Origin of the sequence: Glutamicibacter sp. FBE19, assembly GCF_015524875.1 — a bacterium.
GTDB lineage: Bacteria > Actinomycetota > Actinomycetes > Actinomycetales > Micrococcaceae > Glutamicibacter > Glutamicibacter halophytocola.
Genome location: NZ_JACKQN010000001.1, coordinates 665,309 through 689,836 on the forward strand (window position 1 = coordinate 665,309; position 24,528 = coordinate 689,836).

The window sequence follows — 24,528 nt, forward strand, 5'->3', positions numbered from 1 at the left end:
TTCTTCTCTTAGCAATGCTGTGAACCCTTGGCCGTTGAATCGTATTCTCCGGCAAAACCAATAGGGCAGAGCGCAGCAGGGACTATACAGATGGGGAGGTCGAGAAGACGATGAATTTGGAAACTACGATTCTTACCGCAGTGGTGACCCTGATTGTTTTGGCAATCGTCAGCGTCATGATGGTGATCCGCTACAAGCGAGACCACCAAGCAGAAATTCGCCAAGCCTTGGTAGTCAAGGCCCGCAGGTACGGTGTCGCTTCACCGGAAGATCTGTCGAACCAGGATCTGAGTATTCAGATCCGCGAGGCCAAGCGCCAGCAAAAGAACAAGAACAACGATTTGAAAACTGCCTAGGCGTTTTCAAGTGCAGTGAAATGACCCCGGGGCGAATTTTTTTGCCCCGGGGTTTTGCTATGCCCAAATTCGAATGCTTGAGCAGGAGATTTTTGCTTTTGGCTATGCTCCCCGTCACCTGAAAGGTCGATTTTGCCCCAGAATCATGCGGATTGCATCACAGGAGCGTGTGTGGTTCTCGACAAAAGGGTTCCGGCGATAAAACGTTTCAGAAATGATTGTAAGTGCTGGAAAGACGTGATGGATTTTAATGAGGAGCAAAGCAATGGCAACGATCCCACTGGGTGAAGATATTCTCTTGGCGCGCCATGGCGCCAACATCGTGAAGCTTCGCCAGGATCGTAAGAACCGGGAAACCATTGCCTTCCTGCGCGATGGCCAGACCGATTCTGCTTCGAACCTCTTGGCTGTCTCCGCTGGGGTGCTGACCCCTGCCGCGAGCTTCAGCCAGGGCGCTGCAAAGTACCTCAACGACGAAGCTGAAGTCAGCCGCGGTGAAGTGCGCTCCCTGATCAAGATCTCCTTGGGCTTCAGCGCCGTCATGGGGATCGTCTTTGGCGGCCTGGTCTTGGCCCTGTACAAGGTGGGCGGCAATGAAGCGCTCCAGTCATTGGCCTACATGGGTGGCGTCCAGTAGCTGCCTGCTGCACCTTCCGATAGCGAGAATCCAAGGCTCCTTGGGTGCTCGCTATTTTTCTCTTTGCTCCCATAGAACTTTCGCGACGGCGCGCTATCAATAACTCTCGTTTTTCCTCGGGCTCGGGCATAGGATGGCGGCAACCGGAAGAACTAGGAGCGGGCCATGCGTTTTGTTTTGGAAGTCAATTTTGATACCGAGAACATGCAGCTCAAGCCGATGGAGGAGCTCCAGCGCATCTTGAGCGACTGGTCGCAGCGCGTGGCCATGTACCCGCTGGAACCCGGCGCCCAAGAGGATGTCTACGACTCGCAGAATGAAGAAGTCGGGGAATGGGCCATCTTGGGCGACTAGTCCCGTCGTTTTGAGAACCAGCCAATGGCGTAGCCTGCCGCCAGGGTCACCAGCAGGACCAGCCAGAGCGGCGCAGCTGTGTGGATGAGGAAGAACTCCACGCGAACGTAGGTCAGATTCTGCAGGATGAAAACCAGCGCAACGACCACCAGGGCGACGGCCGCCCACTGCCGCGGATTCAATGCGATGCGCCGTGGCTTGCGATCCTCTTCACTCATGATGCGCTGCCGGTGCCCAGCAGGCCGGCAATCATGGCCGATAGTCCTCGCTGGAAAGAATCGTCGCTGGTATTGATCTGCGTTTTTCGTTGCGCCGCCACAGCCTGGGTGAAGTGCGGGGTGAGGTCCGTGTGGTTCGTCGTATCAAAAATATCGTGCGGTGCCGCGGTGTCCATTGCGGAGCCGAAGATGAATGATTCCAAGGCAACGATGGTCGGAATGATCTCGTTTTCAGCCAGGCCGTAGTCTTTCAGCGCCTCGGCGACCCGCTCGTACATGCCGAGGGTGCGCGGGGAATCCGAGACCGGAAGCACCGCGATGATCGGGATCAAGGGGATGTGGCGGGCGAACACATCGCGGTAGCTCGTCGCCCAATGCACCAGGGCTTCCTTGAGCGGTTCGGCATCAAAAATTGTGGTGTCGATATCGGTCATGACCAATTCCTGGATCCACTGCATCAAATCATGTTTTGAGTCCACGTGGTTGTACAGGGCCGACGGCGAGACCCCCAGTGACTTGGCCAGACGCTGCATGGTCAGGGACTCGTACCCGCTGTCGGAAACCAGTTCTAGCGCGTTCGCGGTGATGCGTTCGCGAGTGAGTACCGCTTTGCGCGGTCTGCCAGCGCGCCGGGTGCCCGATTCGGTCATGCGTTTCACTTCCTGACGTGGGTTGCTTCACAAGTCGATGTTCTTCCCCTATGCTATATGACAAGTAAATGAACTGAATTCATTTTATTGTTTGAGGGAGCTGTTCATGGAACATCTGGAACGCGACGTAGTAGTCATCGGTGCCGGCCCATCGGGCCTGACCGCAGCCTACGAGCTGAACAAGGCAGGCAAATCCGTAGCCGTGCTCGAAGCCCGCGACCGCGTCGGCGGACGCACCTGGACCGACGTCATGGACGGGGCCACCATCGAAATCGGAGGCCAATGGATCAGCCCGGACCAGTCCGGGCTCTATTCGCTGATCGAAGAGCTGGGCATCGAAACCTTCGAACGCTACAAGGCAGGCAAGAGCGTCTACCTCAACGAGCAGGGCGAAGCCGTCATCTACTCCGGCGAGGACTTCCCTGTCGCGCAGAACACCGTGGCGCAGATGAACAAGCTGATCGGCCTCATGAATGATTTGGCCGCGCAGATGAATCCGGATAAGCCATGGGAGCACCCGCAGGCAGAAGAACTGGACAAGATCTCCTTCCACCACTTCCTGCGCCAGAACTCGAACGACGAGCTGGCTTGCAATAACGTGGGGCTGTTCATTGCCGGCGGCATGCTCACCAAGCCAGCCCACACCTTCTCCGCGCTGCAAGCAGTGCTGATGGCCTCCTCGGCAGGATCCTTCGACAACCTGGTTGATGAAGACTTCATCCTTGACCGCCGCATTGTGGGCACCATGCAGGGAGTATCCAAGACCGTCGCCGCGCGCCTGGGCGAGGGCATCGTCTTCCTGGACAACCCCGTGCTCAAGCTGGAATGGTTTGACGGCGGAGTGGTGGCCCATGGCCAGTCGGTAACCGTTTCTGCCAAAAAGGTAGTGGTGGCCATTCCTCCCAACCTGTACTCCCGCATCAGCTACATTCCAGCACTGCCGCGCAAGCAGCACGTCACCCACCAGCACCAGTCCATGGGCCTGGTCATCAAGGTCCACGCCGTATACGACACCCCGTTCTGGCGCGAAGAAGGGCTCTCGGGAACCTGCTTTGGCCCCGACGCGCTGGTCCAGGAACTCTACGACAACACCTACATCGGCGAAAGCACCGGAACCCTGGTGGGCTTCATCTCGGATGCCAAGGCCGATGCCATGTGGGAACTGGATGACGAGGCCCGCCGTGCCGCCATTCTCAAGGGCATCGCCGCCTACCTGGGCGAAAAAGCGCTGGATCCGAAGGTCTTCTACCTTTCGGATTTCGCCGCCGAGGAATGGACCCGCGGCGCCTACGCCACCAGCTACGACCTCGGTGGCCTGCACCGGTTTGGGCCGGCGCAGAACCAGAACATCGGCCCCATCTATTTCTCCTCATCGGACCTGGCTGGCGAAGGATTCCAGCATGTGGATGGCGCGGTGCGCATGGGGCGCCGCTCCGCGGCGCGCATCATCGCCGAGCTGGACGGAACCAGCTATGACGAGAGCTACGACGGCGTGCAGACACTGACCATCATCGAGGACAAGGTCAGCGCCTAGACCATGAAATTGCTCGTAGGCTACACCGCAGATGACCGCGGCGCCGAAGCCATTGAACTGGCCAGCGCCCTGGTATCCGGGACCCCCGGCGCGGCCTTGCAGATCGCCATTGTCCTGCCAGCTGCTGCACCGTTCAACGCGGTCTACCCGGGCGGGGACCACGGATACTCCAGCATCCTCTCCGCCCAGGTCGACCAGTGGGCCGAACAGGCCCTGGCCCTGGTGCCCGCTGGGATCCACGCCACCGTGGCAGCCCGTTCGGTGCCATCGGTGGCCGAGGGGCTGATCGGCCTCGCCCAGCAGTACGAGGCTGATGGCATTGTGCTTGGCGGACGCAAACGCCACCGCGCGGGATTCTTCCTGCCCGGAGCCATCGCCAACGCGCTGCTTCACTCCTCGCCGGTGTCGGTGTTCATGTCCTCGCCGGCGGCCTTGGAGACCTTGCGGTCCGCCAACGGGAAACTGACCCGGCTGACCGCTTTTGTGGGGGACCGGCCCGGAGCCAAGGACGTTATTGAGCACTCGGCGAGCCTGGCCGCAGCCTGCTCGTTGCCGTTGCGCGTGGTCACTCTGGTCTTGCCCTTCGACGTCCAAGACCCGGAACGGGATCTGGAAGGGCATGTGGAGAACACCCGTTCCTACCTGGCCGAGCTGACCCGGTCCATGGATTTGGAAGCCAGCATCGAAGTGGTGGTTGGCCGGAACCTGGATGAAGCCACCGGGCAGCTCTCCTGGCAAGGCGGCGATCTCGCTTTGCTCGGCTCGGCGCGGCTGGCCGCAGCCCGCAGGCTCTTCATCGGGCCCAAGGCCCAAAGAATTCTCGGCAAGCTGTCGGTCCCCATGGGAGTTGTCCCCAATCCAGGATCCAGCAGCTAGCCGTTTCGGCTTGTCCGGCTTCCGGCCCCTTCATATTTCAGACCCCCTGGTGGAAAGGTGGCGCGGTACTTCTGACCGACGCGCTCACGCCTCACTAAAGCTAAAGGTAAACCAACATGTCGCAAGACCTGAGGCAGGATAACCATCCTGCAGCCGCCGAGAGCGGCTTGCACGAAAAAGGCCTCTCCAAGGGCACCGTCGGTGTTCTTGGCCTGGTGGTCATCGGAATTTCCAGCATTGCCCCGGCCTACACCCTCACCGCAGGCCTGGGCGCAACCGTGGCAGAGGTAGGCACCAGCCTGCCGGCCATCCTGCTGGCTGGATTCCTGCCCATGCTGCTGGTAGCACTGGGCTACCGCGAGCTGAATAATGCGATGCCCGATTCGGGCACCTCCTTTACCTGGGCTACCCGCGCCTTCGGCCCGATGATCGGCTGGATGGGCGGCTGGGGGCTGGTGGCCGCGACGGTGATTGTGCTCTCCAACCTCGCGGCGGTCGCCGTGGATTTCTTCTACATCCTGCTGGCGCAGATCACCGGCCACCCGGAAATCGCGGAGCTGACCACCAACCTGTGGATCAACATCCCCACCACGCTGGTATTCATCGCCGCGGCTTCCTATATTTCCTACCGCGGCTTGAACGCGACCAAGGCCTTCCAATACGGCTTGGTTGCGTTCCAGGTGGCCGTGCTCTTGCTGTTCGCCGTCATGGCATTCACCTCGAACCAGCCCTTCGACCAGACGCCCATTAGCCTGCAGATGTTCAACCCGGCAGGCGTGGAGAGCTTCTCGGCCTTTGCCGCAGGCATCTCCTTGTCGATCTTCGTGTTCTGGGGGTGGGATGTCACCTTGACCATGAATGAGGAAACTACCGACCCCAAGAAGGTGCCGGGCCGTGGCGCCACCTGGACCGTATTGCTGATCATGGCCCTGTATGTCGCAGTATCCCTGGGCGTGCTCTACTGGGCCGGCGTCGGGACCACCGGACTAGGCGCCGGCAACCCGGATAATCAGGAATCAATTTTTGCTGTGCTTTCCGGTCCGGTGATGGGGCCGCTGGCACTGCTGATGTCCCTGGCTATTCTCTCGTCCTCGGCAGCCTCGCTGCAGTCAACCATGGTCTCGCCGGCACGCACCCTGCTGGCCATGGGCTACTACAAGGCGTTGCCGCAGAGCTTCTCGAAGATCTCGCCGCGCTTCATGTCGCCATCGGTAGCCACCTTCGCTGCGGCCGCTGCCGCCGCCGCGTTCTACGTCATAACCCGGCTGGTTTCGGAAAACGCGCTGTGGGATACGATCACCGCGCTGGGCCTGATGATCTGCTTCTACTACGGCCTGACTGCCCTGGCCTGTGTCTGGTACTTCCGAGGGGAGCTATTTGCCAGTCCAAGGAATATCATCTTCAAGTTCATGGCGCCGCTGATTGGCGGAGTGGTCCTTCTGGTGATGTTCTTTGCCACTGCCTTTGAATCCATGAATCCCGACTACGGATCCGGCTCGAATATCGGGGGAGTGGGAATGGTGTTCATCCTGGGTGTCGGCGTGCTCCTGCTGGGCATGGTGGTGATGATCTACATGAGGATCACCCAGCCAGCCTTCTTCAAGGGTGAAACCATCAAGACCTATAAATTGCTCAAGTAATGATCCGATGATTCATGAGTAGTGAACCACCCGCGAGTCCATCGCGGGTGGTTCAATAGGTTCATGGCTAACTCGGTACTTTTCATTTGCTCACGCAATGCCGGCAAATCGCAGATGGCTGCCGCATTGATGGACTACATTTCTGCTGGAAAGATCACCAGCTATTCCGCCGGAACCAATCCAGGCACAGGGATCAACCAGGAATCGGTGGCCTCGTTGGCACAGACCGGGGCAGACATGTCCCATGGCGAGCCCAAGGGCATTGATCCGAAGGTGGTTGAGAAAGTCGACCGCGTCGTCATTCTCGGCACCGATGCCCATCCGCAACTGGACCCGTCGGTCGCCGTCGAACGCTGGGTCACCTATGAGCCCAGCGAAGACGGGATCACCGGAGCCGAGCGCATGAATATCATCAGGGATGAGATCGCTGAGCGGGTTCGCGGGCTCTTCCACGAGATGGAGCAGTAGAAATTTCACGACGAATCCTGCGCACCGGTGCCACACCGTGGTGGCTGCCGGGCGTTTGCTTGGTGCTGACCGGGTGGTGCGCCAACCAGTACGTTTCCCTGATCAACTGGTACCAGCAATTTCGTGACCTGAGCGAAGTCGAGGCCATGCTGGTCATGGGCAGCTATCTCGTGGGCATGATTCCTGCGCTGGCCTTCGGCGGCCCGCTGGCGGATCGCCTCGGACGCAAGCTCTTTTCACTGATCGCTTTGAGCAGTTCCATTGTCGGATCCTTGATCATGGCTGCTGGAGCGTTGAACGTTGCCGGGCTTTATGCGGGCCGCGTCTTCAGCGGGCTCGGAATGGGGCTGGCCATGGTGGCTATCACCAGCTGGGTCAAATTGCTCAGCCCTGGTCCAGCTGGCGCTACCCGTGCGGCACTATGCACATCCCTCGGATTCGCGGTGGGGCCGATCGTTTCCGGCGCCATCGTCGGTTTTAGCGCACACCCCGAGATTGCGTATCTGGTTCATGCGCTCACCACTATTGCCTGGCTGGTTTTGCTTGTTGTGGCCTCCGAGGAACCCCGGATTCAACTACAGGAGGCCACCGCTACCGGCAGTGAAACAACGCTGGAAAACCGGCGCCGGTTCAACCGCGTGGTTTTGCCTTCCGCTCCGTGGGTCTTTGGCATGGCCGCCACCGGTTTCGCGGTAGTCCCGGCATTAAGCGATGGCCCTGGAGGATCTAGCCTGCTCTACTCCACCGTCGCGGTCGCCGTGACCATGGGGATGGGGACCATCATCCAGCCGTTCGTCCGGCGGTACAACGATGTCCGCAAGATTTCATTGCTGATCGCTGGCTTGGTGACGGCGCTGGCCGCCCTGCTGTTGATGATTGCCGTCTCGTTGACCGGCTCCGAGCTGCTGGGAGTCGTTGCGTTTATTGTTTCCGGGTCAGCCAATGGCATTTTGCTGGTGGCAGGGCTGAGCCAGGTGCTGGATCTGGCCGGTTCGGCGGATGTCGGCAAACTGACCGGGCGCTTTTACATGGTTTGTTTTGTTGGCTTTACGTTCCCGACGCTATTTGCCTCGTGGCGCCTTATTGCCGACCCGGTGCTGTTCATCGCTATCCTGGCGTTGCTGTGCCTGGCATCAATCGCACTGGTCTATCGTTCCCGCGGTCACCTGCCGAGAGCCGGGCTGGAGGAAGTCAGCAGGTAACTGCTGGCTTTGAGCTAGTGCTGGTCTTTGCTCAGTTTCTTCAAGAGTTCGGTCGTGCGGTAGGGAATAACATCACGCAAGATCATCGAGGTGGACGTACGGGTAATGCCGGGGCAGAGGCGGATTTCCTCGCTGACGCGGTACAGGTCATCGGGGTCCGTAGCGGAGACCCGAATCAAAAGGTCAGTATCGCCCGCTGGAGCAACGCATTCGAGGACTTCGGGAATCTGGCGTAATGCGGCAATGGCATCATTGAGCGCAGCCTGGTTCAGTTCGGCACTCACAAAGGCGCTGACACCGCGACCCATGGATGCAGGCAAGATGCGGGCGGTGTTCGGACGCAACGCTCCGGAGTGGGCCAAGCGCTCCAAGCGGGTTTGAACGGTGCCGCGGGCCAGGCCAAGTTGCTGCGCGAGCATCATGATGGGCACACGGGGGTCGGCATCGAGTGCCAGGAGGATACGCCGGTCGGTTTCATCGAGCTGATACGTATCCGAATTCATGTGCTGGTCTCCTGTGACAGGTTGTGGTGCGCGTGCGTAAGTACCTCCTACAGATTTTAGTCAATATGACCAGTTCCCCCCAAATGTGTTGCGCTAACTGACCGATATTGTTGCAGGCGAGCCAGAAGCAGCCGCTCCGCCAACTGCTATGGCGCGAATCCATGCCGCTTGTCCACAAAGTAGTGCTTGGCCCTCATTCGAAGGCCAAGCACAGTACCCTGTTCCTATGAGGTTTTTGCGTTTGGAAGATGTGGCAGAGGAGCTGAATGTAAAGCTTCCTCAAGTTCGCGCCCTGGTCAAAAGCGGGGAACTGCCAGCCATCCAAATTGGTGGACGGGGCATGTGGCGCGTGGAGCGCGTTGAACTGGAAAACTACATCCAGCAACGCTACGCCCAGACACGCGAAGAGATTGCCAACGACTCGCAATCCTAGAGGTCCGCAGCTTTCTGGACATAGGCTTTCAATGCGTCGCGGACTAGTTCCGCATGGCCGCCGTAATTCTCGGCAAACCGCTCATCTGCGACATACATCTCCGATAATGAACTGACATAGGCGCGGCGCTGTTCCAGATCAGCGGAATCCAGTGGCGTTCCTGGAACCGAACGAAGCCACTGAACATGTCGCGCGGCCAAGCTTTGCGCATCATCGCTATCGGCACGCACGTTCTGCTCTCCGGCGCGGATCCACGCTTCGTTCAATTCGCGGACTTGCTGGAAGAAGCCGGCTTGTTCCTCTGCACTCTTGCTGCGCCACCACTGGTTGGAGTCGTTGTAGGCTTTGGCGCCCCAACGCTGGGTGACTTCTTCCTTGTATTGTTCGTTGAAGCCGTCAAAGCTGGTTTCGGGTTTCATTTCTTCTCCGTTCTCTAATGCTGAAATCGTGCGTTCCAGCGTCGTGATCTGGCGATCGATGATTCTGCGCTGTGCTTGTAGTTGCTGGACATGTTCGGCCAGCGCTTCTCGTTCGTCGCGTTGGTCATCCAGAATTTCGGTGATGCTCTCCAGCTTCAGGCCCATGTCCCTGAGCAGCAGGATCCGTTGCAACCGCACCAGCTGGTTTTGGGTGTAGAAGCGGTAGCCGTTCTGGGCAACATGGTCCGGTACCAGCAACCCGATGTGGTCGTAGTGGCGCAAGGTGCGGCTACTGATTCCAGCGACCCGCGAAAGGTAGGAAATCGAGTATTCCGCGGGTACTGGACCCACCGTTGAATTGTTCATGTTCCTCAAGCTACAGGTTGACGCTACGTCAATGTCAAGGCGTCGAAAATTGCGATGCTGGTTCAAAATGTGATTCAGGCCTCATGGCAAAATGCTGGATATTTTGAGGCTATTTTTCGGTTGATTGATCATATTGACCAGTAGATGCATTGCCGTTTGCGCAGGATGAAGTCTCTGGTGTTCAATGAAAACAGATGATGCTGGAAAGGCTACCGCCTGATCCAGCAATGACCTATCGCGAGTGCAGGCCACCCGAATCTGCATCGCTGAAATGTTTTGGCCATCCATGCCAAAGCGTGGTGAAAGCAAAATTCTGATGGCTCGTGAGCATCCCACCTAGGTGGACGCTCGCGAGCCATTTGCGTCTGCGTGGCCATTTCTGGTTCGTTCATGTAGTGGACATCGATTTCATGGACATGCCCCGTGCCTTTAGCGCGGCGCCGGCTCTGCTCTGGAACAATGAGCGCGTAGGAACACGAAGGAGCACTGTGAGTTCAATGAGGCGCGTCTGGCAAAACTGGTGGATGCAAATTGCCGGCGGCATATTAACTGTGGTTATAGTTGTGATGCCCTGGTTGTGGATCGGGGAAGAAGACCGCTCGATTTTGCCGCTCGCTGGCAACGATGCGCTTGGCCTGATTGTCGTCTCCAGCTTGTCCGCCCTATTGGGCAGTTGGCTAGTGCGTCGCGTGGGCCGCGGGAGAACTGGGTTCGCGGTTGTGACCGCCGTGGGAATATTCCTGGGGATGCTCGGATTAGGGGCACAGGGAATATATGCCACGAATCCTTCGGCTTTCAGCGGGAAACTCACGCAAGCCTCGGTAACTCAACTATGGGTCTTCGGATCCTTGCTGGTCCTGAGCCTGGCCTGGTATTTTTTGAGCGCAAAGTTGCGTCTTCCCGTGGCGGCGCTCTTTTATGCCACCATGACGGTCAGCGTGAGCTATTGGCTGCAGATCGTCGCCTCGCTCATTGCCGGAGCGCAGTCCTACTACGTATACCTTTGGTATGCCGGGCCGTTGATCTTGGGGCTGATCCTTGGATTTGTTGGATTCCTGCGCGCCATCAACCTGGTCTTTTGGGTGGTGGCCCTGGCTTTCCAATGGGTGATGCCAGCCGTGGTGGAAAGTTCGGCCAAAGCAATACAGTCCGAAGCCCAAATAGGCCCGGCAGCGAGCGCCTTCAGCAAGGAATTCAGTGCTTTAATAGTCGAGCTCGACTGGCAAACTCCGCTGATTGTCAGCCTCGCAACCGCCATGCTTACCAGTGTCGTTATCGTGATAGTCCGCAAGGTGCGCCGGCGCTGACCTTGGCAGTGAAGTGCAGCTCCGGCAATCTGGCAATTTTCAGCCCACGTCGCAATCTAGAATGAGTTCATGGATGAACTGCGCGAACGCGATCCCGAAGAACTAGTCCAGCCCATTATCCTGCGCATCGATAAAGAGGATCCTTCTACCGAAGACGAAGGATTATCTGCAGTTTCGCGTGCCGCGGTCATCGCCTATCTGCAAGATCCCCACAACCCGGACTGGCAGCAATGGGCGTCCCAGGCTTTCGCCAAATCGGTTCGCCGCGCCAATCCGAAGATGTTTGCCAAGGTCCTGGAAATGTACCCCGACCAGATGGTCAGCGAGGTGGGCAAAGCGCAGGCCGTCGGCTTGCCGCCACTGCCCGCGGCAAATCTCCCCAAGCTCGTCGCGAAATTGCAGGTCTCTGGGACCGAGCTTCCCAAGAGCGATGAGGTACTGAGCTCCACGGTGAATATCGCGGTTAATGATTCACTGCAGATGTCCACTGGCAAGGCCGCCGCACAGTGCGCCCACGCGCTTTTTGCCTGGCTGGCTGAATCTGATGGCCAGGGGATCGAGGAGTGGCTCAAGGTTCATGCGCCCGTGGGAATTCGGCACTTATCGCGCCAGGATTTTGAGGCCCTCTCTGAACGAGCCAGCGGCCCGGTGATTCAAGACGCAGGCCGTACTGAAATTGAGCCAGGGTCCACGACGGCTTTCGTCTACATTCAAGAACACTAGCCAGCCAAGAAGGTGCTGTCCGGAATGCCGGACAGCACCTTCTTGTTTCTGCTAGACCGCGTTGGTCTGATCTGCTGTGCTGGTCTTATGGGCGAAAACGGCAAGACAATAGAGATTGAGACCGACCAAAAAGCGCAGCGGTGGTCGGGCCGGGTAGACGGTTCTGCTGTGCAGCACCTGCGCTGGCATCAACAGATTGCTGCGCAAAATTCCCAGAATCTGAACGATGCGGTGGCACTGATTGGTTTCCGCTCGGATGCCGGGGTGCAACGCAATCAGGGCCGCATTGGCGCTTCTGATGGACCGGCAGCGTTGCGCGCTGCGCTGAGCCCCATGGCCATCCATAAGCAGCGAGCAATGGTGGACCTCGGAGATGTCGTCGTTGAAGGCGACGAGCTGGAATCAGGCCAGGAGCGCTTGGCCAATGCGGTGGCGCAAACACTGGGCACCGGAGCGTTGCCCATCGTGCTAGGCGGTGGGCATGAGACCGCTTATGGCACCGGCCTGGGGTTATTGCAGCACCTGGCAGATGATAATTCCACGAGGATCGGCATCCTGAATCTGGATGCGCACTTCGACTTGCGGGACGAGGGGCAGCGAACCAGTGGCACCCCATTTCTGGATCTGCATCAAGAAATGCAGGAGCAAGGCCTTGAATTCCACTACGCAGTGCTTGGAATCTCGCGTCCCGGCAATACCGCGGCGCTCTTCGCCAGGGCAGACGAGCTCGGCGTTCCCTACTTGCTGGACGAGCACTGCGAGCCAGAGCAGGTCAGTCGATTTGTCGCTGCTTTCCTTGAGCGCATCGACGTTCTATATCTGACTATTGACTTGGACGTATTGCCAGCAAGCGTGGCGCCTGGGGTGAGTGCCCCCGCAGGTTTCGGAGTTCCCTTCGAGCGAATCCTGGCGGCATGCCGGCAGGTTGTCGCCAGCGGGAAACTTGCGGTTGCCGATGTTGTCGAGCTGAATCCCCGCTACGATGTCGACTCTCGTACAGCACGCAGCGCTGCCCGTCTGATCTATGAAATTGCCCTGGGGTAATTTCGACACAGATTGATTGTTTGACCCCTCAAACATTATCCTATGAGTGAGCGAAGATCTTCGCTCCTGTTGTCTTGCAAAGAGGCAGAGGCAACGGAGCGAAGCTCAGGATATGAGGGCAAGAGTGAAAAAGATGACCGGTCGACGCAGGGCAGCGAGCTGGCTGGCCATGCTTGTTGCGCCCTTGCTCCTTTTTGTCACCGGATGCGCGCCGGCCAAAAGCCAGAATGCTATCGGAACCGGGCCGGCCGACTCGCGTCCTGTGGTTCTGACAACCTTCACAGTCTTGCAAGATATCGCCCAGAATGTCGCTGGCGAGCACCTGCGGGTGGAATCAATCACCCGACTCGGAGCAGAAATCCATGGCTACGAACCGACGCCGGATGATTTGCGCAGGGCCTCCCATGCAGATCTGATTCTGGACAACGGCCTGAACCTTGAAGCGTGGTTTGCCCAGTTTGTCCAAGGGAACTCCGCCCCGCACATCACGGTCAGCGAAGGCATCGAACCCATTGGCATCGTCCAGGGCGAGGGAGCGGGGAAGCCAAATCCCCATGCCTGGATGAGCCCGGTCAACGTACAGCGATACGTTCAAACCATTGCGCAGGCCTTTAGCGAGCTGGATCCAGCCAACGCGTCGGCCTATCGGGAAAATGCCAAGTCCTACCAGGCGAAATTGCAGAAAGTGCAAGACGACTTGGCTGCCGAACTCCAGGGCATACCGCAACGGGAACGTGTGCTGGTGACCTGCGAAGGCGCTTTCAGCTATCTGGCGAGAGATGCCGGACTGAAAGAAAAATACCTCTGGGCAGTCAATTCGGAATCACAAGCCACGCCGCGCAAAGTCGCCTCGGCGATTGACTATGTTCGAGACAACCATGTCCCGGCGGTCTTTTGCGAGTCCACCGTCTCCGATGCCGCCATGCAAAGAGTTGTGGAGTCCACCGATGCGCATTTTGGCGGAACGCTGTATGTGGACTCCCTCTCCGAGCCTGGTGGACCAGTGCCTAGTTACCTCGAGCTGATTACCCATGACACCCAGCAAATCGCCCGAGCATTGAAAGGCCAAGCATCATGAATACACAGTGCAACGCCGATCTGGCCATCAATGTCACCGATGCTACCGTGCATTACGGCCAAGTCCAGGCGCTAGACCACGCCTCGCTGCAATTGGCGCAGGGAACTGTCTGCGGACTGGTGGGAATGAATGGTTCCGGAAAATCAACGCTATTCAAAACCATCATGGGACAGATCAAGCCCGATACCGGAAGCGTCAAAATCAGTGGAACCGATCCGCAGCAAGCCCGCAAAAGCGGAAAGCTTGCCTACGTCCCGCAAAGCGAGGCAGTTGACTGGAACTTCCCGATATCTGTTCGCGACGTCGTGATGACAGGCCGCTATGGCCAGATGGGATGGACCCGACGTGCTAGGAAAAAAGACCATGCGGCAGTGAATGAAGCCCTGGAACGCGTAGAGCTCACGGACTTTGCCAACCGGCAAATCGGGCAGCTTTCGGGCGGGCAGAAGAAGCGTGCTTTTGTGGCTCGCTGCATCGCCCAAGGAGCAAGCATCATGCTGCTGGATGAACCATTTGCCGGAGTGGACAAGCGCAGCGAAGCGACCATCACCAAGCTGCTGCGAGAGGTGGCAGATGAGGGTGGCAGCGTGCTGATTTCCACCCATGACCTGCATGCCCTTCCGGACCTGGCCGATGAGGCGGTCCTATTGATGCGCAAGGTCCTGATGCATGGGCGGCCCGAGGTCGTCCTGCGTGCAGAAAACTTGGCTTTGGCCTTCGGCCTGGACCCGATGAAACGAGATGCATCATGAACCTCATTGAATTGCTGGCGGAGCCGCTGAGCTACACATTCATGATCCGTGCCTTATCAGTAACGATTATTGCTTCGGTGCTCTGCGCGCTGCTCTCCTGCTGGCTGGTGCTCATCGGCTGGTCGCTGATGGGAGATGCCGTCTCCCATGCGGTGCTGCCCGGCGTCGTATTGGCCTATATTGTCGGGGCTCCTTTTGCCCTGGGCGCACTCATCTTCGGGTTTTTGGCCGTGGCGCTGATTGGGGGAGTGCGAGATACCACCAAGCTGAAGGAAGACGCCGCCATTGGAATTGTTTTCACCACGTTGTTTTCCTTCGGGCTGGTACTCATTTCGGTTACTCCCAGCCATATCGACTTAAACCACATCATCTTTGGCAACCTGCTGGGAGTCTCCTCGGCAGACTTGTGGCAGGTATTGATTCTTGGAGCCGTGACCTTCGCAATTCTGATCCTCAAGCGCAAGGACTTCACTCTCTATGCCTTTGACCAGACGCACGCCCACGCGCTGGGAATGAGCCCGCGGTTGATCGGTGCGATTCTCCTGGGGTTGCTGGCCATGACCTCGGTCGTTGCATTGCAGGCCGTGGGAGTGATCCTCGTGGTGGCGATGCTGATCATCCCTGGAGCTACTGCCTACCTGCTGACCGACAAGTTTTCAAAGATGCTGGTCATCGCCCCGGCACTGGCGGCTTGCGCTGGAATTCTCGGGGTGTATGCCAGCTACTTCCTCGACGCATCCACGGGAGGCATGGTCGTCCTCGCTCAAGCGCTGATCTTCGCTGCCGTCTATCTTTTCAGTCCCCGCCAAGGGCTGATCGCCACGAAGCTCGCAGCCAAGGAGCGGCGGAAGTCTTTGGCCGCTGTTCGCTAACGCCACAAGGGGCTGTTACTGATGTGCCGCCCCGGGGCCAGAAATGGGATGGCGGAAGTCTGCGACTTCCGCCATCCCATGATGATGTTCTAGGCACGCCAGCGGAGTTTGCCATTGGCGTCGTATTTGCAGGTGTAGACCTTGCCGGACTTGGCCTTTCCGTGCCTTCCTTTATCGGCCTTCTTGCAGTAGGAACCGGGATGAACGGTGCCCTTCACGGTCGAAGCCGACTTCTTGGGCGCCGCCTTCTTCTGGTTTCCGGCGGGCTTGATTGCCGTAACCTTCGCGCCCTTCTGGTTGCGGCAGGTATTGAGAACCTTGGTCATCGCGTTCTTTTCGGCTTTGGTTACCGACAGCGCGTATTTTTTCTTGACGCTGATCTGGGTGGCGACGTACTGGCAGCGGAAGCTCTTATTCCTGGGCAGCCATTCGGCAGCGTTTTTATCTCCTTTCTGGCGGTTGGCAGAAGCGTCGGCAGCGATGAGATTCAGTGGGTCATTGGCCAGAGCCTGGCGCTGGGCCTGTGACAGTTTCTGTGCCCCTGAGATCCAGGAATTTTTCAGGGCGACAACGTGATCGATGTCGACGCTGCCGGACTTGACCTTCCAGTTGATCTTCTTGCCGGTGTATTTGTCGTGCAAGGTGCCTGAAGCAACGGCGCACTTTTTGCGATCCTTGAACTTCACCTTGGACATGTCCCGGGACAGTGTGTCCTGGCGTTCGTCGCACTTGTCGCGGTCAAAATCTTTCCAGCCGTTGCCGAATTTCTTGTTTCGGTTATAGCCCGTGGCTGGTGCTTTGCCTTTGACCGGAAGAGCCTTGAGCATGTTCAAGGCCTGGGGTCCGTTGAGCTTGGCACCAGGGTTGACCTTCTTGGTCGTGGTCGAGGCTAGATCAATGATGAGGTCTTGATCGGTGGCCGATGGGGCCTGGAAGGTTTCAGAAATCGAAGCCGTTGAGGCGGACTGCCCGGATGGAACGCTGCAGCCGGTCAGTACCAGAATCGCTGCGAAAAGCAGCGCAAAGATTTTCCGTGGCAATGGGGGATTCTTTCGTGCAAGAAGGGATGCAAGTGATGGCCCAAACTTACTGGTGGGGCTCTCAATTCAAGAAACTTGAACCTTCCAGCAAGTACGGTTGCTATTCACTCTAATCCACAATCCGACAAATAAGCGTCGGTCTTGTCCAAAGTACTGCTAGGCGCCGAGAGGCTCGCGTTGAAATGCAGGAAAGCCGCTCGTGGTTATGGAAGATGCCAGTTATTTTCCGGCAGAGACCCAGACAGCGTTGATAGCCCGGGAGCCGAGACTCAGGGCTGTCTTTTTTCCAGCGACGCGCACATTGATCGTTTCCGAGAAATCCTCGGCAGCGCTCACGCTGAGTTCAACGCCCACGCGAATGCCTTGATCGGAAAAATACTGCAATAGCTGCGAGTCATCGTCAGCGATTCGTTCGACGATGACTTTGCTTCCATCGGCAGCATCGCTCAAATTGATAGCCGGGGGAATGCTGATGCGTCCCTCGGCGGTCGGGATGGGATCCCCATGGGGATCGCGTGTGGGGTGCTCGAGAAGATTGTCGATGCGCTGGACCATGAAGTCGGAGACCGCATGCTCCAGATTTTCTGCTTCATCGTGCACCTGGTCCCAGCGATACCCGAGCATCTGGACCAAGAAAGTTTCGATCAGCCGGTGTCTGCGGACCATGGTCATGGCATAGTCCCGGCCCAGGGCAGTAAGCGTCACTGCACCGTATGGTGCATGGTCCAGCAAGCCCTGTTGGCGCAATTTGCTCAGCGCCCCCGAAACCGTGGAAAGCTTCATCCCCGCTTTCGTCGCAATGACGCTAGCGGTCACGGGCTCGTTGGACCACTCATTCAGTCCGTAGATGATCTTGAGATAGTTTTGCGCACTATCTGAGAGCTGATTAACCGACACGCCTTCCATCTTAGCGACCTGAAGTAGGGTGGTGTTGAAGCGGCCGGAGATCCACCGGATAGCTGCCAACTTTAAATCTGAATTATTGGGTTCACTGTCCGGCATTCTGTACGAACTATCATGTCAAACCGCAAAATCAGTAGATGAATTAATGGGCGATAGTGGAGTGGCCGTTTTGCGGTGTTGACAATATTTTCAAGGTAGTGAAAACTGTGTAATCGATTCCATGGAATCGATTACACGTAAGCAAAGGGGCTTATCGGGATGAATGCCGTCACCATCAAAGACGTGGCACTAGCCGCCGGAGTATCTTCGGCTACGGCCTCGCGCGTGCTTTCCGGGCACTCCGCCACCTCGGCCGAATCCCGCGAGAAAGTCGAAGCAGCCGCCAAGAATCTCGGCTTTGTTCCCAACGCCCAGGCCCGCTCGCTTCGCTCCACCAAAACCGACACCATCGCCTTGCTGATTTCCGATGTCCGCAACCCGTACTTCTCGGACCTCGCGCACGCCGTAGAGCAGCAAGCCCACGAAGCCGGCATGATGACTTTCATCGGCAACGCCAACGAAGATACCCAGCAGCAGGACCAGTTCCTCGCCGCGATGCTCTCGCGCCGAGTTGACGGGTTGCTTGTAGTGCCGCAAGGCCTGGACGAAGACGCCGACCACCCCAGCGAAATGATGCAGCGAATCATTTCTTCCGGAACGCCGATGGTTTTTGTCGACCGAACCCTGCCTCAACTGGAGATCCCGTCAATCTCGGCATCCAGCGCCAGCGCCCTGGATGAAGCCATTGGCAAGATCAAAGCCCTGGGCCATCGGCATATCGCATTCCTTGGCGGACCTGCCCACGCCTCCACCGCGCGCGAACGCCACCGCGCCTTTGACGCGGCCCTGGTGTCCAACGGGCTGGAGACAGATCAGAAGCTGCACTTCGCCGGCGACTTCCAGGCCGCCTCCGGCGCCCAAGGCGCCCGCTGGCTGCTAGCGCATGAACTGCGGCCAACCGCAGTGATCATTGCCGATGCGCCGATGGCCATTGGCGCACTGACCGTCTGGCGGGAAGCAGGAATCCAGGTTGGCCCCGAACTGTCGGTCATCGCCTTTGACGAGGTGGATGCGATGCTCATGCACCACCCGCCGATTGCCACCATCAGCCACGACCTGCGCGCGATGGGCCGTGCAGCTGTCACCGCATTGCAATCCGTGATGGCCGGCAGCGAGCCAGAACCCCAAGAATTTATCAGCCAATTCACCGCCAGGGCATCCCTTGCCCAGGCTCCGGAAGCAGCCGGTGCCTAGGTGATGGAAGGAACAAGAATGAGTAACGACGCTCTGCTGGTCCTGGACAAGGTCTGCAAGTCCTTCGGCCCGGTGCAGGTCATCGAAGACGTCACCGTTGAAGTGCATGAAGGAAAAGTCTCGGTGCTGCTTGGCGAAAACGGCGCCGGAAAGTCCACCCTGATCAAAATGATCGCGGGCGTGCACGAACCAGATGCCGGGCAAATCCTGTTCAACGGACAGCCGGTGAGGATCCGTGACACCAAGACCTCCGAGGCACTGGGCATCGCCACCATCCACCAGGAGCTGAACCTCGTCCCGTCGATGACCATCGCCGAGAACATCACCCTGGGGCGTGCGCCGCGCAAATTCGGCATCATCAACCGCCGTGCAATGCGCAAGATCGCCCGTGACGCCTTGGCCAAGCTGGAACTCGACCTGGACGTGAACACCCCGGTCGGAGCACTGGGCCTGGCCCAGCAGCAGCTGGTGGAGATCGCCAAGGCCTTGAGCCTGGATGCCCGCGTACTGATCTTGGATGAACCCACGGCCGCGCTGACCACCACCGAGATCGAGCACCTGTTCAAGGTAGTCAACCAGCTGAAGGACCAGGGCGTCGGGATGGTGTTCATCAGCCATCACCTCGATGAGATCGCTGCCATCGGCGACTTCGTGAATGTGCTGCGTGACGGAAAATTCATCGCCACCGTCCCGGCAGACACCGATGAAAGCGAACTGGTCCGGCTCATGGTTGGCCGGGACATCGATGCCCAGTTCCCGCGCGTGGCCACCGAACCAGGCGAGCAGCCACTGCTGAGCGTTCAAAACCTCAGCGATGACCAGCTCAAGGACATCTCTTTGGAAGTCCGCCCCGGAGAAGTCGTGGCACTGGCCGGCCTGATGGGGGCCGGGCGGACCGAATTGATCCGCGCCATCGCCGGAGCCGACAAGTACAGCTCGGGAACCGTCAAGGTCGCCGGCAAGAAGCTGGCCAGCTTTGATGTCGCGGCTGCCACCCGCGCGGGGATCGGCCACGTGCCCGAAGACCGCAAAACCCAAGGCCTGGTGCTGGATGCGTCGGTGGCAGAGAACATCGGCTACGCCACCATGGCCGCCACCGCCAAGAACGGGCTGGTGGACCGCAAGGGACAGAAAGCCCGCGCGCAAAAGGTTGCAGAGCGCCTGCGCATCCGCATGAGCAGCATCGATGCACCGATCCGCTCCCTGTCCGGAGGCAACCAGCAAAAGGCGGTATTCGGGCGCTGGTTCACCGCAGGAGCCAAGGTGCTGCTGCTCGATGAGCCGACCCGAGGCGTGGATGTCGGCGCCAAGGTGGAAATTTACGAACTGATCAATGAGATCACCGCCTCTGGAGGCTGCGTCTTGATGGCCTCCAGCGAACTGCCCGAGGTACTGGGCATGTCAGACCGCGTCGTGGTGATGAGCCAGGGGCGCATCGCCGGGGAACTGGCCACGCAAGAAGCAACCCAGGATGCCATCATGGCCCTGGCCATCAGCAATGTGCATCGTGAAGAAGAAATGGGAATCAAGTAAATGAGCAGCGTAGCTACTGCCCCGAAGAAGGGCTTCGACTTCAAGGCATTCCTGGCCAATAACGGCGCTCTGGTGGGCTTGGTCATCCTCTGCTTGGCGCTATTTATCGCCACGCCGCGCTTTTTGACCGGGCCGAACCTGTTGAATATCGGCATCCAGGTCTCCACCATCGCGGTGATGGCCTTCGGCATGACCTTTGTGATCGTGGCAGCCGGCATCGACCTTTCGGTAGGATCGGTCGCCGCCCTCTCCGCGATGGGTTCCTCCTACGCCGTCACCACCGCGGGACTGCCCGATGGGCTATCGATCCCGGTCGGCCTGGCTATCGGTGCTCTCTCGGGCTGGGTGACCGGTGCGATGAGCGCCTACGGCAAGCTGCCGACCTTCATCGCCTCGCTGGCCATGCTCACCGTGGTGCGCGGCCTGACCCTGGTCATCTCCGACGGCCGCCCGATTTCCACCAGCGCTTCGGTGTCCTGGCTCGGCGATGACCTGGGCCCCATCCCGGTGCCCATCATCATCCTGCTGCTTTCCGGCCTGCTCGCGGCCTTCGTCCTGAACCGCACCGTCATCGGCAAGAACGCCTTCGCGGTGGGCGGGAACACCGAGGCCGCGCGCCTCTCGGGCATCCCGGTCAAAAAGGTGCTGGTCACCGTCTTCGTGATCTCCGGGCTCTTTGCAGCGCTGTCGGGCATGATCCTGGCCGGGCGCCTGGATTCGGCCCAGCCAACCCTGGCCTCCGGCTATGAACTGGACGCCATCGCCGCCGTAGTCATCGGCGGAGCCTCGCTCTCCGGCGGTGTCGGGCGCATCTCCGGCACCCTGATCGGTGCACTGGTCCTGGCCGTGATCCGCAATGGCCTGAACCTGCTCTCGGTTTCCGCCTTCTGGCAGCAGGTCGTCATCGGCGCGGTCATCGCGATCGCTGTCGGCTTCGACGTGCTGCGCCGCAAGAACGTCAAGCACTGATTTCCCCCACCAACCACCCCTGTTCAAAGGAGAACATCCCATGAAAAAACTGATCCGCACCACCGCCGCCATCACCCTGTCCCTGGGACTTGCCGCTTCGCTGGCAGCCTGCAACCGCGGCGAAACCGCCGCCGACGGGGCATCGGTGACCCTGGCCGTGTCAACCTTGAACAACCCGTTCTTCGTCGACCTGCGCGACGGCGCCCAGAAAGAGGCAGACGCCCAGGGCATCGACCTGTCGGTCGTTGACGCGCAGAACGACTCCGCCACCCAGGCCAACCAGCTGGCTACCGCAGCAACCAACGGTTCGGCTGGCGTGATCATCAACGCCGTGGACACCGAAACCGCGGAAGCCGGCTTGGCCCCCGTGGTGAAGGCCGAGCTGCCGATTGTGGCCGTGGACCGCGCGGTGGGCGACACCAAGATCGCCTCCTTCGTCGCCTCGGACAACGTGGCCGGTGGCGAGCAGGCAGCCAAGGCGCTGGCCGAATCCATCGATGGCAAGGGCAAGATCATCGTGCTGGAAGGCGTGCCCGGCGCTTCGGCGACCAACGAGCGCGGTGAAGGCTTCACCAAGGGCCTGGCAGAGTTCAAGAACATCGAGGTGGTGTCCAAGCAGACCGCGAACTTCGACCGTGCCGAAGCCCTGGACGTAGTCACCAACCTGATGCAGTCCAACCCTGACGCCGTGGGCGTTTTGGCCATGAACGATGAAATGGCCTTGGGCGCCATCCAGGCCCTGGGCGACAAGGCCGGCAAGGACGTGAAGGTCGTCGGCTTCGACGGCACCGATGACGGCTTCAAGGCCGTAGAAGCTGGCACCATGGTGGCCACCATCGCGCAGAACCCAGCAGAACTGGGCAAGCAGTCGGTGCAGATCCTGTCCAAGTCCATCAAGGGCGAAGAAGTCGAAGCCAACGTGCAGGTTGCCGTGGATACCGTCGATGAGAAGAACATCGCCGAGTACGCAGGCGAGTAATCTTCATCTAGCAGTATCAATTCAAGGTACCGGCATCTACTGGACGCCGGGCGAAGAGCAGCAGAAGGAATAACCATGCAGCAGGACATCCAGGTCACCATCGTGGGCTCAAGCAATGTGGACATCACCGCGTTGATGGCACGTCTGCCCGGACCCGGGGAAACCGTGCTGGCAGATTCATACCAGCTCTCGCCCGGCGGCAAGGGGGCCAACCAGGCGCTGGCCGCGCAGCTGGCCGGGGCGGCCACCGAATTCATCGGTGCCGTAGGCAAGGATTCGCATTCCGAGGTCGCGCTGGGGCAGCTGGATGGGGCAGGCGTCAAGCTTGACCGCGTGGCTCGCAGCTCCCAGCCGACCGGGGTAGCCATCATCCAGGTGGACTCCGGTGCGGAGAACTCGATTGCGGTGGTTTCGGGAGCCAATTCCACGGTGACCGATCAAGCGGTCAAGGCCGCCGGAGCCATCGACGGAATTCTCGTGCTGCAGGGTGAAATCCCTGCCTCGGGCATCAAGGCCGCCATGGATGCGGCCACCGATCGGATCGTGCTGAACCTGGCGCCGGTGATCGAGCTGGATCGCGACTACCTGCTCAAGGCCAACCCGCTGGTGGTCAATGAGCATGAAGCCGAAGCGGTGCTACATCAGCTGAACCCGCATCTTGGGCTTCGGTTCAATGGCCGCTATGAGCGACTTGCAGCGATGCTCATCGAGGAGGGAATCACGAGCGTGGTCATTACCCTCGGCGCGTCGGGGTGCCTGGTGGCGGACAAATTCCCTGCAGAAAATGGCGGGGCCCAAGTGCGCCCGTTGCCAGCAGCCAAAGTCAAAGCCGTGGATACCACCGGTGCCGGCGATGCCTTTACCGGCGCCTTGGCTGCACGGCTGGCCAACGGCGAGGACCTGGTTCAGGCAGCCGAATTCGCCGGCAAGTTCGCGGCGCTGACAGTGCAAGCCCACGGAGCCCAGGCATCCTACCCGCGATCCCTTGAGAACCTCTAAAGAACCAACCGGGCAAGACCAAGAAGGAAGCCTTCGTGCTGAAATCCGAAATTCTCAACGCGCCATTGCTTGGCGCGCTGGCCACCTGTGGCCACACCGATACCGTGGTCATCGCCGACTGCGGCCTGCCCATTCCTGAAGGGCCGGTAGTGATCGACCTGGCCTTGGTGCAGGGGCTGCCCAGCTTCGAGCAGGTGCTTGATGTGCTGGCCCGCAATATGGTGATCGAGCACAGCACCTTGGCCGCCGAAGCCAAGGACGGCCCGGTCCTTCAACTGTGCACAAGCAGGGGACTGGAACCCGGGTTCATTTCCCACGAGGAACTCAAAGCAGAACTGCCGGCAGCCAAGATCATCATCCGCACCGGCGAATCGACCCCCTATGCCAACGTGATCCTGCACTGCGGGGTCGCCTTCTAGGCTGGCCGAGCTAGCTTGCAGCCAAGTGCTGTTCCTCCAGCAATGCCGTCAACTCTTCAAGGGTTGGCGGCATTGCACCAGAACGGCGAACCGCCAGCGCCCCACCGGCCACCGCCCGTCGCCCCAGATGCTCCAGCTCGGCAGTCGACAGCTCGGCGCTCCCGTGGGCCAGCAGGCCCTGGAGCAGCGATGACATGAACGAGTCGCCGGCGCCGATGGTATCGGCCACTTCACTGCGCACCGCCTTTATCCTCACCTGGTCGCTGCGCGTGGCCAGCAGCGCCCCTTCGGCACCGAGCGTGAGCACAACCAAGGTGGGGCCAAGCTCCAGAATCGCATCGGACACCTGCTCCAATTCGAGCTGCGGGTATAGCCACCGGGCGTCCTCATCGCTGAGCTTCACCACATCGCACAAGGCCGCCATGCGCTTAAAAGTTTCCAGTGCCTTGCCATGCTCTCCGACCAATGCCGGCCGGATATTCGGATCATAGGTGAGCAGGGCTTGCCCCTTGGCCTGGGCCAGCAGGGAAGCCACAGCCTCGGCGCCAGGCTCCAGGAACGTGGCAATGGATCCGGTGTGCACGATCTTTGGCATGTGGTCCAGTTCGTGGGGCGCGAGATCCCAGGTGATATCAAATTCGTAGCGGGCCGAACCATCGGCGGCCAGCACCGCAGTGGCCGAAGCGGTGCGTTCCAGGTTCAAGCATCCGGGCAGCAGCTTGACGTTGGCGGTGCCCAGATGAGCCTGGATCTTTGCGCCGAACTCGTCATCACCCAGCGCGGTGAGCAGCCCGGCATCCACCCCGAGCCGGCCCAATCCGAAGGCCACATTGGCAGGGGATCCGCCGGGGTGGGCGATGCTTCCCTGCTCGGTCGCGACAATATCGATCAGGGCTTCGCCGATGACCAGGATCTCGTGGGAATCAGTGTGCGGGCTGGAAGCATTCATCAGGGATCTCTT

28 protein-coding genes are annotated in these 24,528 nt (G+C 59.4%); 21 read left to right on the top strand and 7 right to left on the bottom strand.

The features are described from left to right. Positions 1 to 110 precede the first annotated feature (110 nt). From H6F58_RS03010 to H6F58_RS03020, 3 genes are all read left to right on the top strand, one after another. The gene (locus tag H6F58_RS03010; protein WP_146276281.1) at positions 111 to 356 is read left to right on the top strand and encodes a hypothetical protein; all 246 of its coding nucleotides are present in this window, start codon (positions 111 to 113) and stop codon (positions 354 to 356) included. A gap of 265 nt (positions 357 to 621) precedes the next feature. Beyond that, a complete protein-coding gene (locus tag H6F58_RS03015) occupies positions 622 to 993 on the top strand; it encodes a hypothetical protein (protein WP_060702585.1) in 372 nt (123 codons plus the stop codon). Between the two features lie 165 nt (positions 994 to 1,158). Then, positions 1,159 to 1,347 (top strand): hypothetical protein, encoded by a 189-nt coding sequence (locus H6F58_RS03020; protein ID WP_060702584.1) that lies wholly within the window; start codon positions 1,159 to 1,161, stop codon positions 1,345 to 1,347. Here H6F58_RS03020 and H6F58_RS03025 read toward each other — a convergent pair. Together H6F58_RS03025 and H6F58_RS03030 are read right to left on the bottom strand one after the other, a co-directional pair. Next, positions 1,344 to 1,565: a LapA family protein gene (locus H6F58_RS03025; protein ID WP_060702583.1), complete on the bottom strand. Its 222-nt coding sequence runs from the start codon at positions 1,563 to 1,565 to the stop codon at positions 1,344 to 1,346. The genes H6F58_RS03020 and H6F58_RS03025 overlap by 4 nt on opposite strands. After that, positions 1,562 to 2,215: a TetR/AcrR family transcriptional regulator gene (locus H6F58_RS03030; RefSeq protein WP_060702582.1), complete on the bottom strand. Its 654-nt coding sequence runs from the start codon at positions 2,213 to 2,215 to the stop codon at positions 1,562 to 1,564. The genes H6F58_RS03025 and H6F58_RS03030 overlap by 4 nt, the downstream gene beginning before the upstream one ends. 106 nt (positions 2,216 to 2,321) lie before the next feature. Here H6F58_RS03030 and H6F58_RS03035 point away from each other — a divergent pair, with 106 nt between their 5' ends. The 5 genes from H6F58_RS03035 to H6F58_RS03055 all read left to right on the top strand — a co-directional run bounded on the left by H6F58_RS03035 (position 2,322) and on the right by H6F58_RS03055 (position 7,935). Beyond that, positions 2,322 to 3,749: an NAD(P)/FAD-dependent oxidoreductase gene (locus tag H6F58_RS03035; protein WP_195181061.1), complete on the top strand. Its 1,428-nt coding sequence runs from the start codon at positions 2,322 to 2,324 to the stop codon at positions 3,747 to 3,749. 3 nt (positions 3,750 to 3,752) lie between these two features. After that, on the top strand, positions 3,753 to 4,625 hold the full coding sequence (locus tag H6F58_RS03040; RefSeq protein WP_195181062.1) for a universal stress protein: 873 nt from the start codon (positions 3,753 to 3,755) through the stop codon (positions 4,623 to 4,625). A 116-nt stretch (positions 4,626 to 4,741) separates the two neighbouring features. Beyond that, positions 4,742 to 6,265 (top strand): APC family permease, encoded by a 1,524-nt coding sequence (locus tag H6F58_RS03045; RefSeq protein WP_195181063.1) that lies wholly within the window; start codon positions 4,742 to 4,744, stop codon positions 6,263 to 6,265. Positions 6,266 to 6,328: 63 nt separating this feature from the next. Continuing rightward, on the top strand, positions 6,329 to 6,733 hold the full coding sequence (locus H6F58_RS03050) for a low molecular weight phosphatase family protein (RefSeq protein WP_195181064.1): 405 nt from the start codon (positions 6,329 to 6,331) through the stop codon (positions 6,731 to 6,733). Between the two features lie 62 nt (positions 6,734 to 6,795). Next, positions 6,796 to 7,935 (top strand): MFS transporter, encoded by a 1,140-nt coding sequence (locus H6F58_RS03055; protein ID WP_348536366.1) that lies wholly within the window; start codon positions 6,796 to 6,798, stop codon positions 7,933 to 7,935. Positions 7,936 to 7,949: 14 nt separating this feature from the next. Here the strand turns inward: H6F58_RS03055 and H6F58_RS03060 are convergent, their stop codons facing one another. Beyond that, complete coding sequence (locus tag H6F58_RS03060; protein ID WP_060702576.1) at positions 7,950 to 8,438, bottom strand: Lrp/AsnC family transcriptional regulator; 489 nt, start codon at positions 8,436 to 8,438, stop codon at positions 7,950 to 7,952. A gap of 226 nt (positions 8,439 to 8,664) precedes the next feature. Here H6F58_RS03060 and H6F58_RS03065 point away from each other — a divergent pair, with 226 nt between their 5' ends. After that, positions 8,665 to 8,871 carry a helix-turn-helix domain-containing protein gene (locus H6F58_RS03065; RefSeq protein WP_060702575.1) on the top strand — a complete coding sequence of 69 codons (207 nt, stop codon included), beginning with the start codon at positions 8,665 to 8,667 and terminating at the stop codon, positions 8,869 to 8,871. On the opposite strand, the gene H6F58_RS03070 is transcribed toward H6F58_RS03065, so the two are convergent. Then, positions 8,868 to 9,656 (bottom strand): MerR family transcriptional regulator, encoded by a 789-nt coding sequence (locus H6F58_RS03070; RefSeq protein ID WP_060702574.1) that lies wholly within the window; start codon positions 9,654 to 9,656, stop codon positions 8,868 to 8,870. The genes H6F58_RS03065 and H6F58_RS03070 overlap by 4 nt on opposite strands. Before the next feature lie 488 nt (positions 9,657 to 10,144). Between H6F58_RS03070 and H6F58_RS03075 the strand changes: the two genes are divergently transcribed. The 6 genes from H6F58_RS03075 to H6F58_RS03100 all read left to right on the top strand — a co-directional run bounded on the left by H6F58_RS03075 (position 10,145) and on the right by H6F58_RS03100 (position 15,432). Continuing rightward, positions 10,145 to 10,963, top strand: coding sequence for a hypothetical protein (locus tag H6F58_RS03075; RefSeq protein ID WP_195181066.1), 819 nt, complete (start codon positions 10,145 to 10,147; stop codon positions 10,961 to 10,963). Between the two features lie 69 nt (positions 10,964 to 11,032). Continuing rightward, positions 11,033 to 11,686, top strand: a complete 654-nt coding sequence (locus H6F58_RS03080) for a peptidyl-tRNA hydrolase (RefSeq protein ID WP_171919252.1) — start codon at positions 11,033 to 11,035, stop codon at positions 11,684 to 11,686. Between the two features lie 87 nt (positions 11,687 to 11,773). Next, positions 11,774 to 12,730, top strand: coding sequence for a formimidoylglutamase (gene hutG, locus H6F58_RS03085; protein ID WP_171919253.1), 957 nt, complete (start codon positions 11,774 to 11,776; stop codon positions 12,728 to 12,730). Between the two features lie 133 nt (positions 12,731 to 12,863). After that, positions 12,864 to 13,808 carry a metal ABC transporter substrate-binding protein gene (locus H6F58_RS03090; protein WP_171919254.1) on the top strand — a complete coding sequence of 315 codons (945 nt, stop codon included), beginning with the start codon at positions 12,864 to 12,866 and terminating at the stop codon, positions 13,806 to 13,808. Then, positions 13,805 to 14,560 carry a metal ABC transporter ATP-binding protein gene (locus tag H6F58_RS03095; protein ID WP_171919255.1) on the top strand — a complete coding sequence of 252 codons (756 nt, stop codon included), beginning with the start codon at positions 13,805 to 13,807 and terminating at the stop codon, positions 14,558 to 14,560. The genes H6F58_RS03090 and H6F58_RS03095 overlap by 4 nt, the downstream gene beginning before the upstream one ends. After that, a complete protein-coding gene (locus H6F58_RS03100) occupies positions 14,557 to 15,432 on the top strand; it encodes a metal ABC transporter permease (RefSeq protein ID WP_195181067.1) in 876 nt (291 codons plus the stop codon). The genes H6F58_RS03095 and H6F58_RS03100 overlap by 4 nt, the downstream gene beginning before the upstream one ends. An 89-nt stretch (positions 15,433 to 15,521) precedes the next feature. Here the strand turns inward: H6F58_RS03100 and H6F58_RS03105 are convergent, their stop codons facing one another. Together H6F58_RS03105 and H6F58_RS03110 are read right to left on the bottom strand one after the other, a co-directional pair. Beyond that, the gene (locus tag H6F58_RS03105) at positions 15,522 to 16,472 is read right to left on the bottom strand and encodes an HNH endonuclease family protein (protein ID WP_195181068.1); all 951 of its coding nucleotides are present in this window, start codon (positions 16,470 to 16,472) and stop codon (positions 15,522 to 15,524) included. A 219-nt stretch (positions 16,473 to 16,691) separates the two neighbouring features. After that, entirely contained in the window at positions 16,692 to 17,369 is a 678-nt protein-coding gene (locus H6F58_RS03110; RefSeq protein WP_060703488.1) for a metal-dependent transcriptional regulator, read from the bottom strand. A 264-nt stretch (positions 17,370 to 17,633) separates the two neighbouring features. Here H6F58_RS03110 and H6F58_RS03115 point away from each other — a divergent pair, with 264 nt between their 5' ends. From H6F58_RS03115 to rbsD, 6 genes are all read left to right on the top strand, one after another. Beyond that, positions 17,634 to 18,668 carry a LacI family DNA-binding transcriptional regulator gene (locus tag H6F58_RS03115; RefSeq protein WP_195181069.1) on the top strand — a complete coding sequence of 345 codons (1,035 nt, stop codon included), beginning with the start codon at positions 17,634 to 17,636 and terminating at the stop codon, positions 18,666 to 18,668. 18 nt (positions 18,669 to 18,686) lie between these two features. Continuing rightward, entirely contained in the window at positions 18,687 to 20,201 is a 1,515-nt protein-coding gene (locus tag H6F58_RS03120; protein WP_195181070.1) for a sugar ABC transporter ATP-binding protein, read from the top strand. After that, positions 20,202 to 21,170, top strand: coding sequence for an ABC transporter permease (locus tag H6F58_RS03125; protein WP_146276250.1), 969 nt, complete (start codon positions 20,202 to 20,204; stop codon positions 21,168 to 21,170). Positions 21,171 to 21,210: 40 nt separating this feature from the next. After that, a complete protein-coding gene (locus H6F58_RS03130; RefSeq protein ID WP_146276248.1) occupies positions 21,211 to 22,149 on the top strand; it encodes a substrate-binding domain-containing protein in 939 nt (312 codons plus the stop codon). Positions 22,150 to 22,224: 75 nt separating this feature from the next. Next, complete coding sequence (locus tag H6F58_RS03135) at positions 22,225 to 23,148, top strand: ribokinase (protein ID WP_195181071.1); 924 nt, start codon at positions 22,225 to 22,227, stop codon at positions 23,146 to 23,148. 35 nt (positions 23,149 to 23,183) lie between these two features. Continuing rightward, positions 23,184 to 23,567: a D-ribose pyranase gene (gene rbsD / locus H6F58_RS03140; protein WP_146276244.1), complete on the top strand. Its 384-nt coding sequence runs from the start codon at positions 23,184 to 23,186 to the stop codon at positions 23,565 to 23,567. 10 nt (positions 23,568 to 23,577) lie between these two features. On the opposite strand, the gene H6F58_RS03145 is transcribed toward rbsD, so the two are convergent. Then, complete coding sequence (locus H6F58_RS03145) at positions 23,578 to 24,516, bottom strand: carbohydrate kinase (RefSeq protein ID WP_195181072.1); 939 nt, start codon at positions 24,514 to 24,516, stop codon at positions 23,578 to 23,580. Between the last annotated feature and the right edge of the window lie 12 nt (positions 24,517 to 24,528).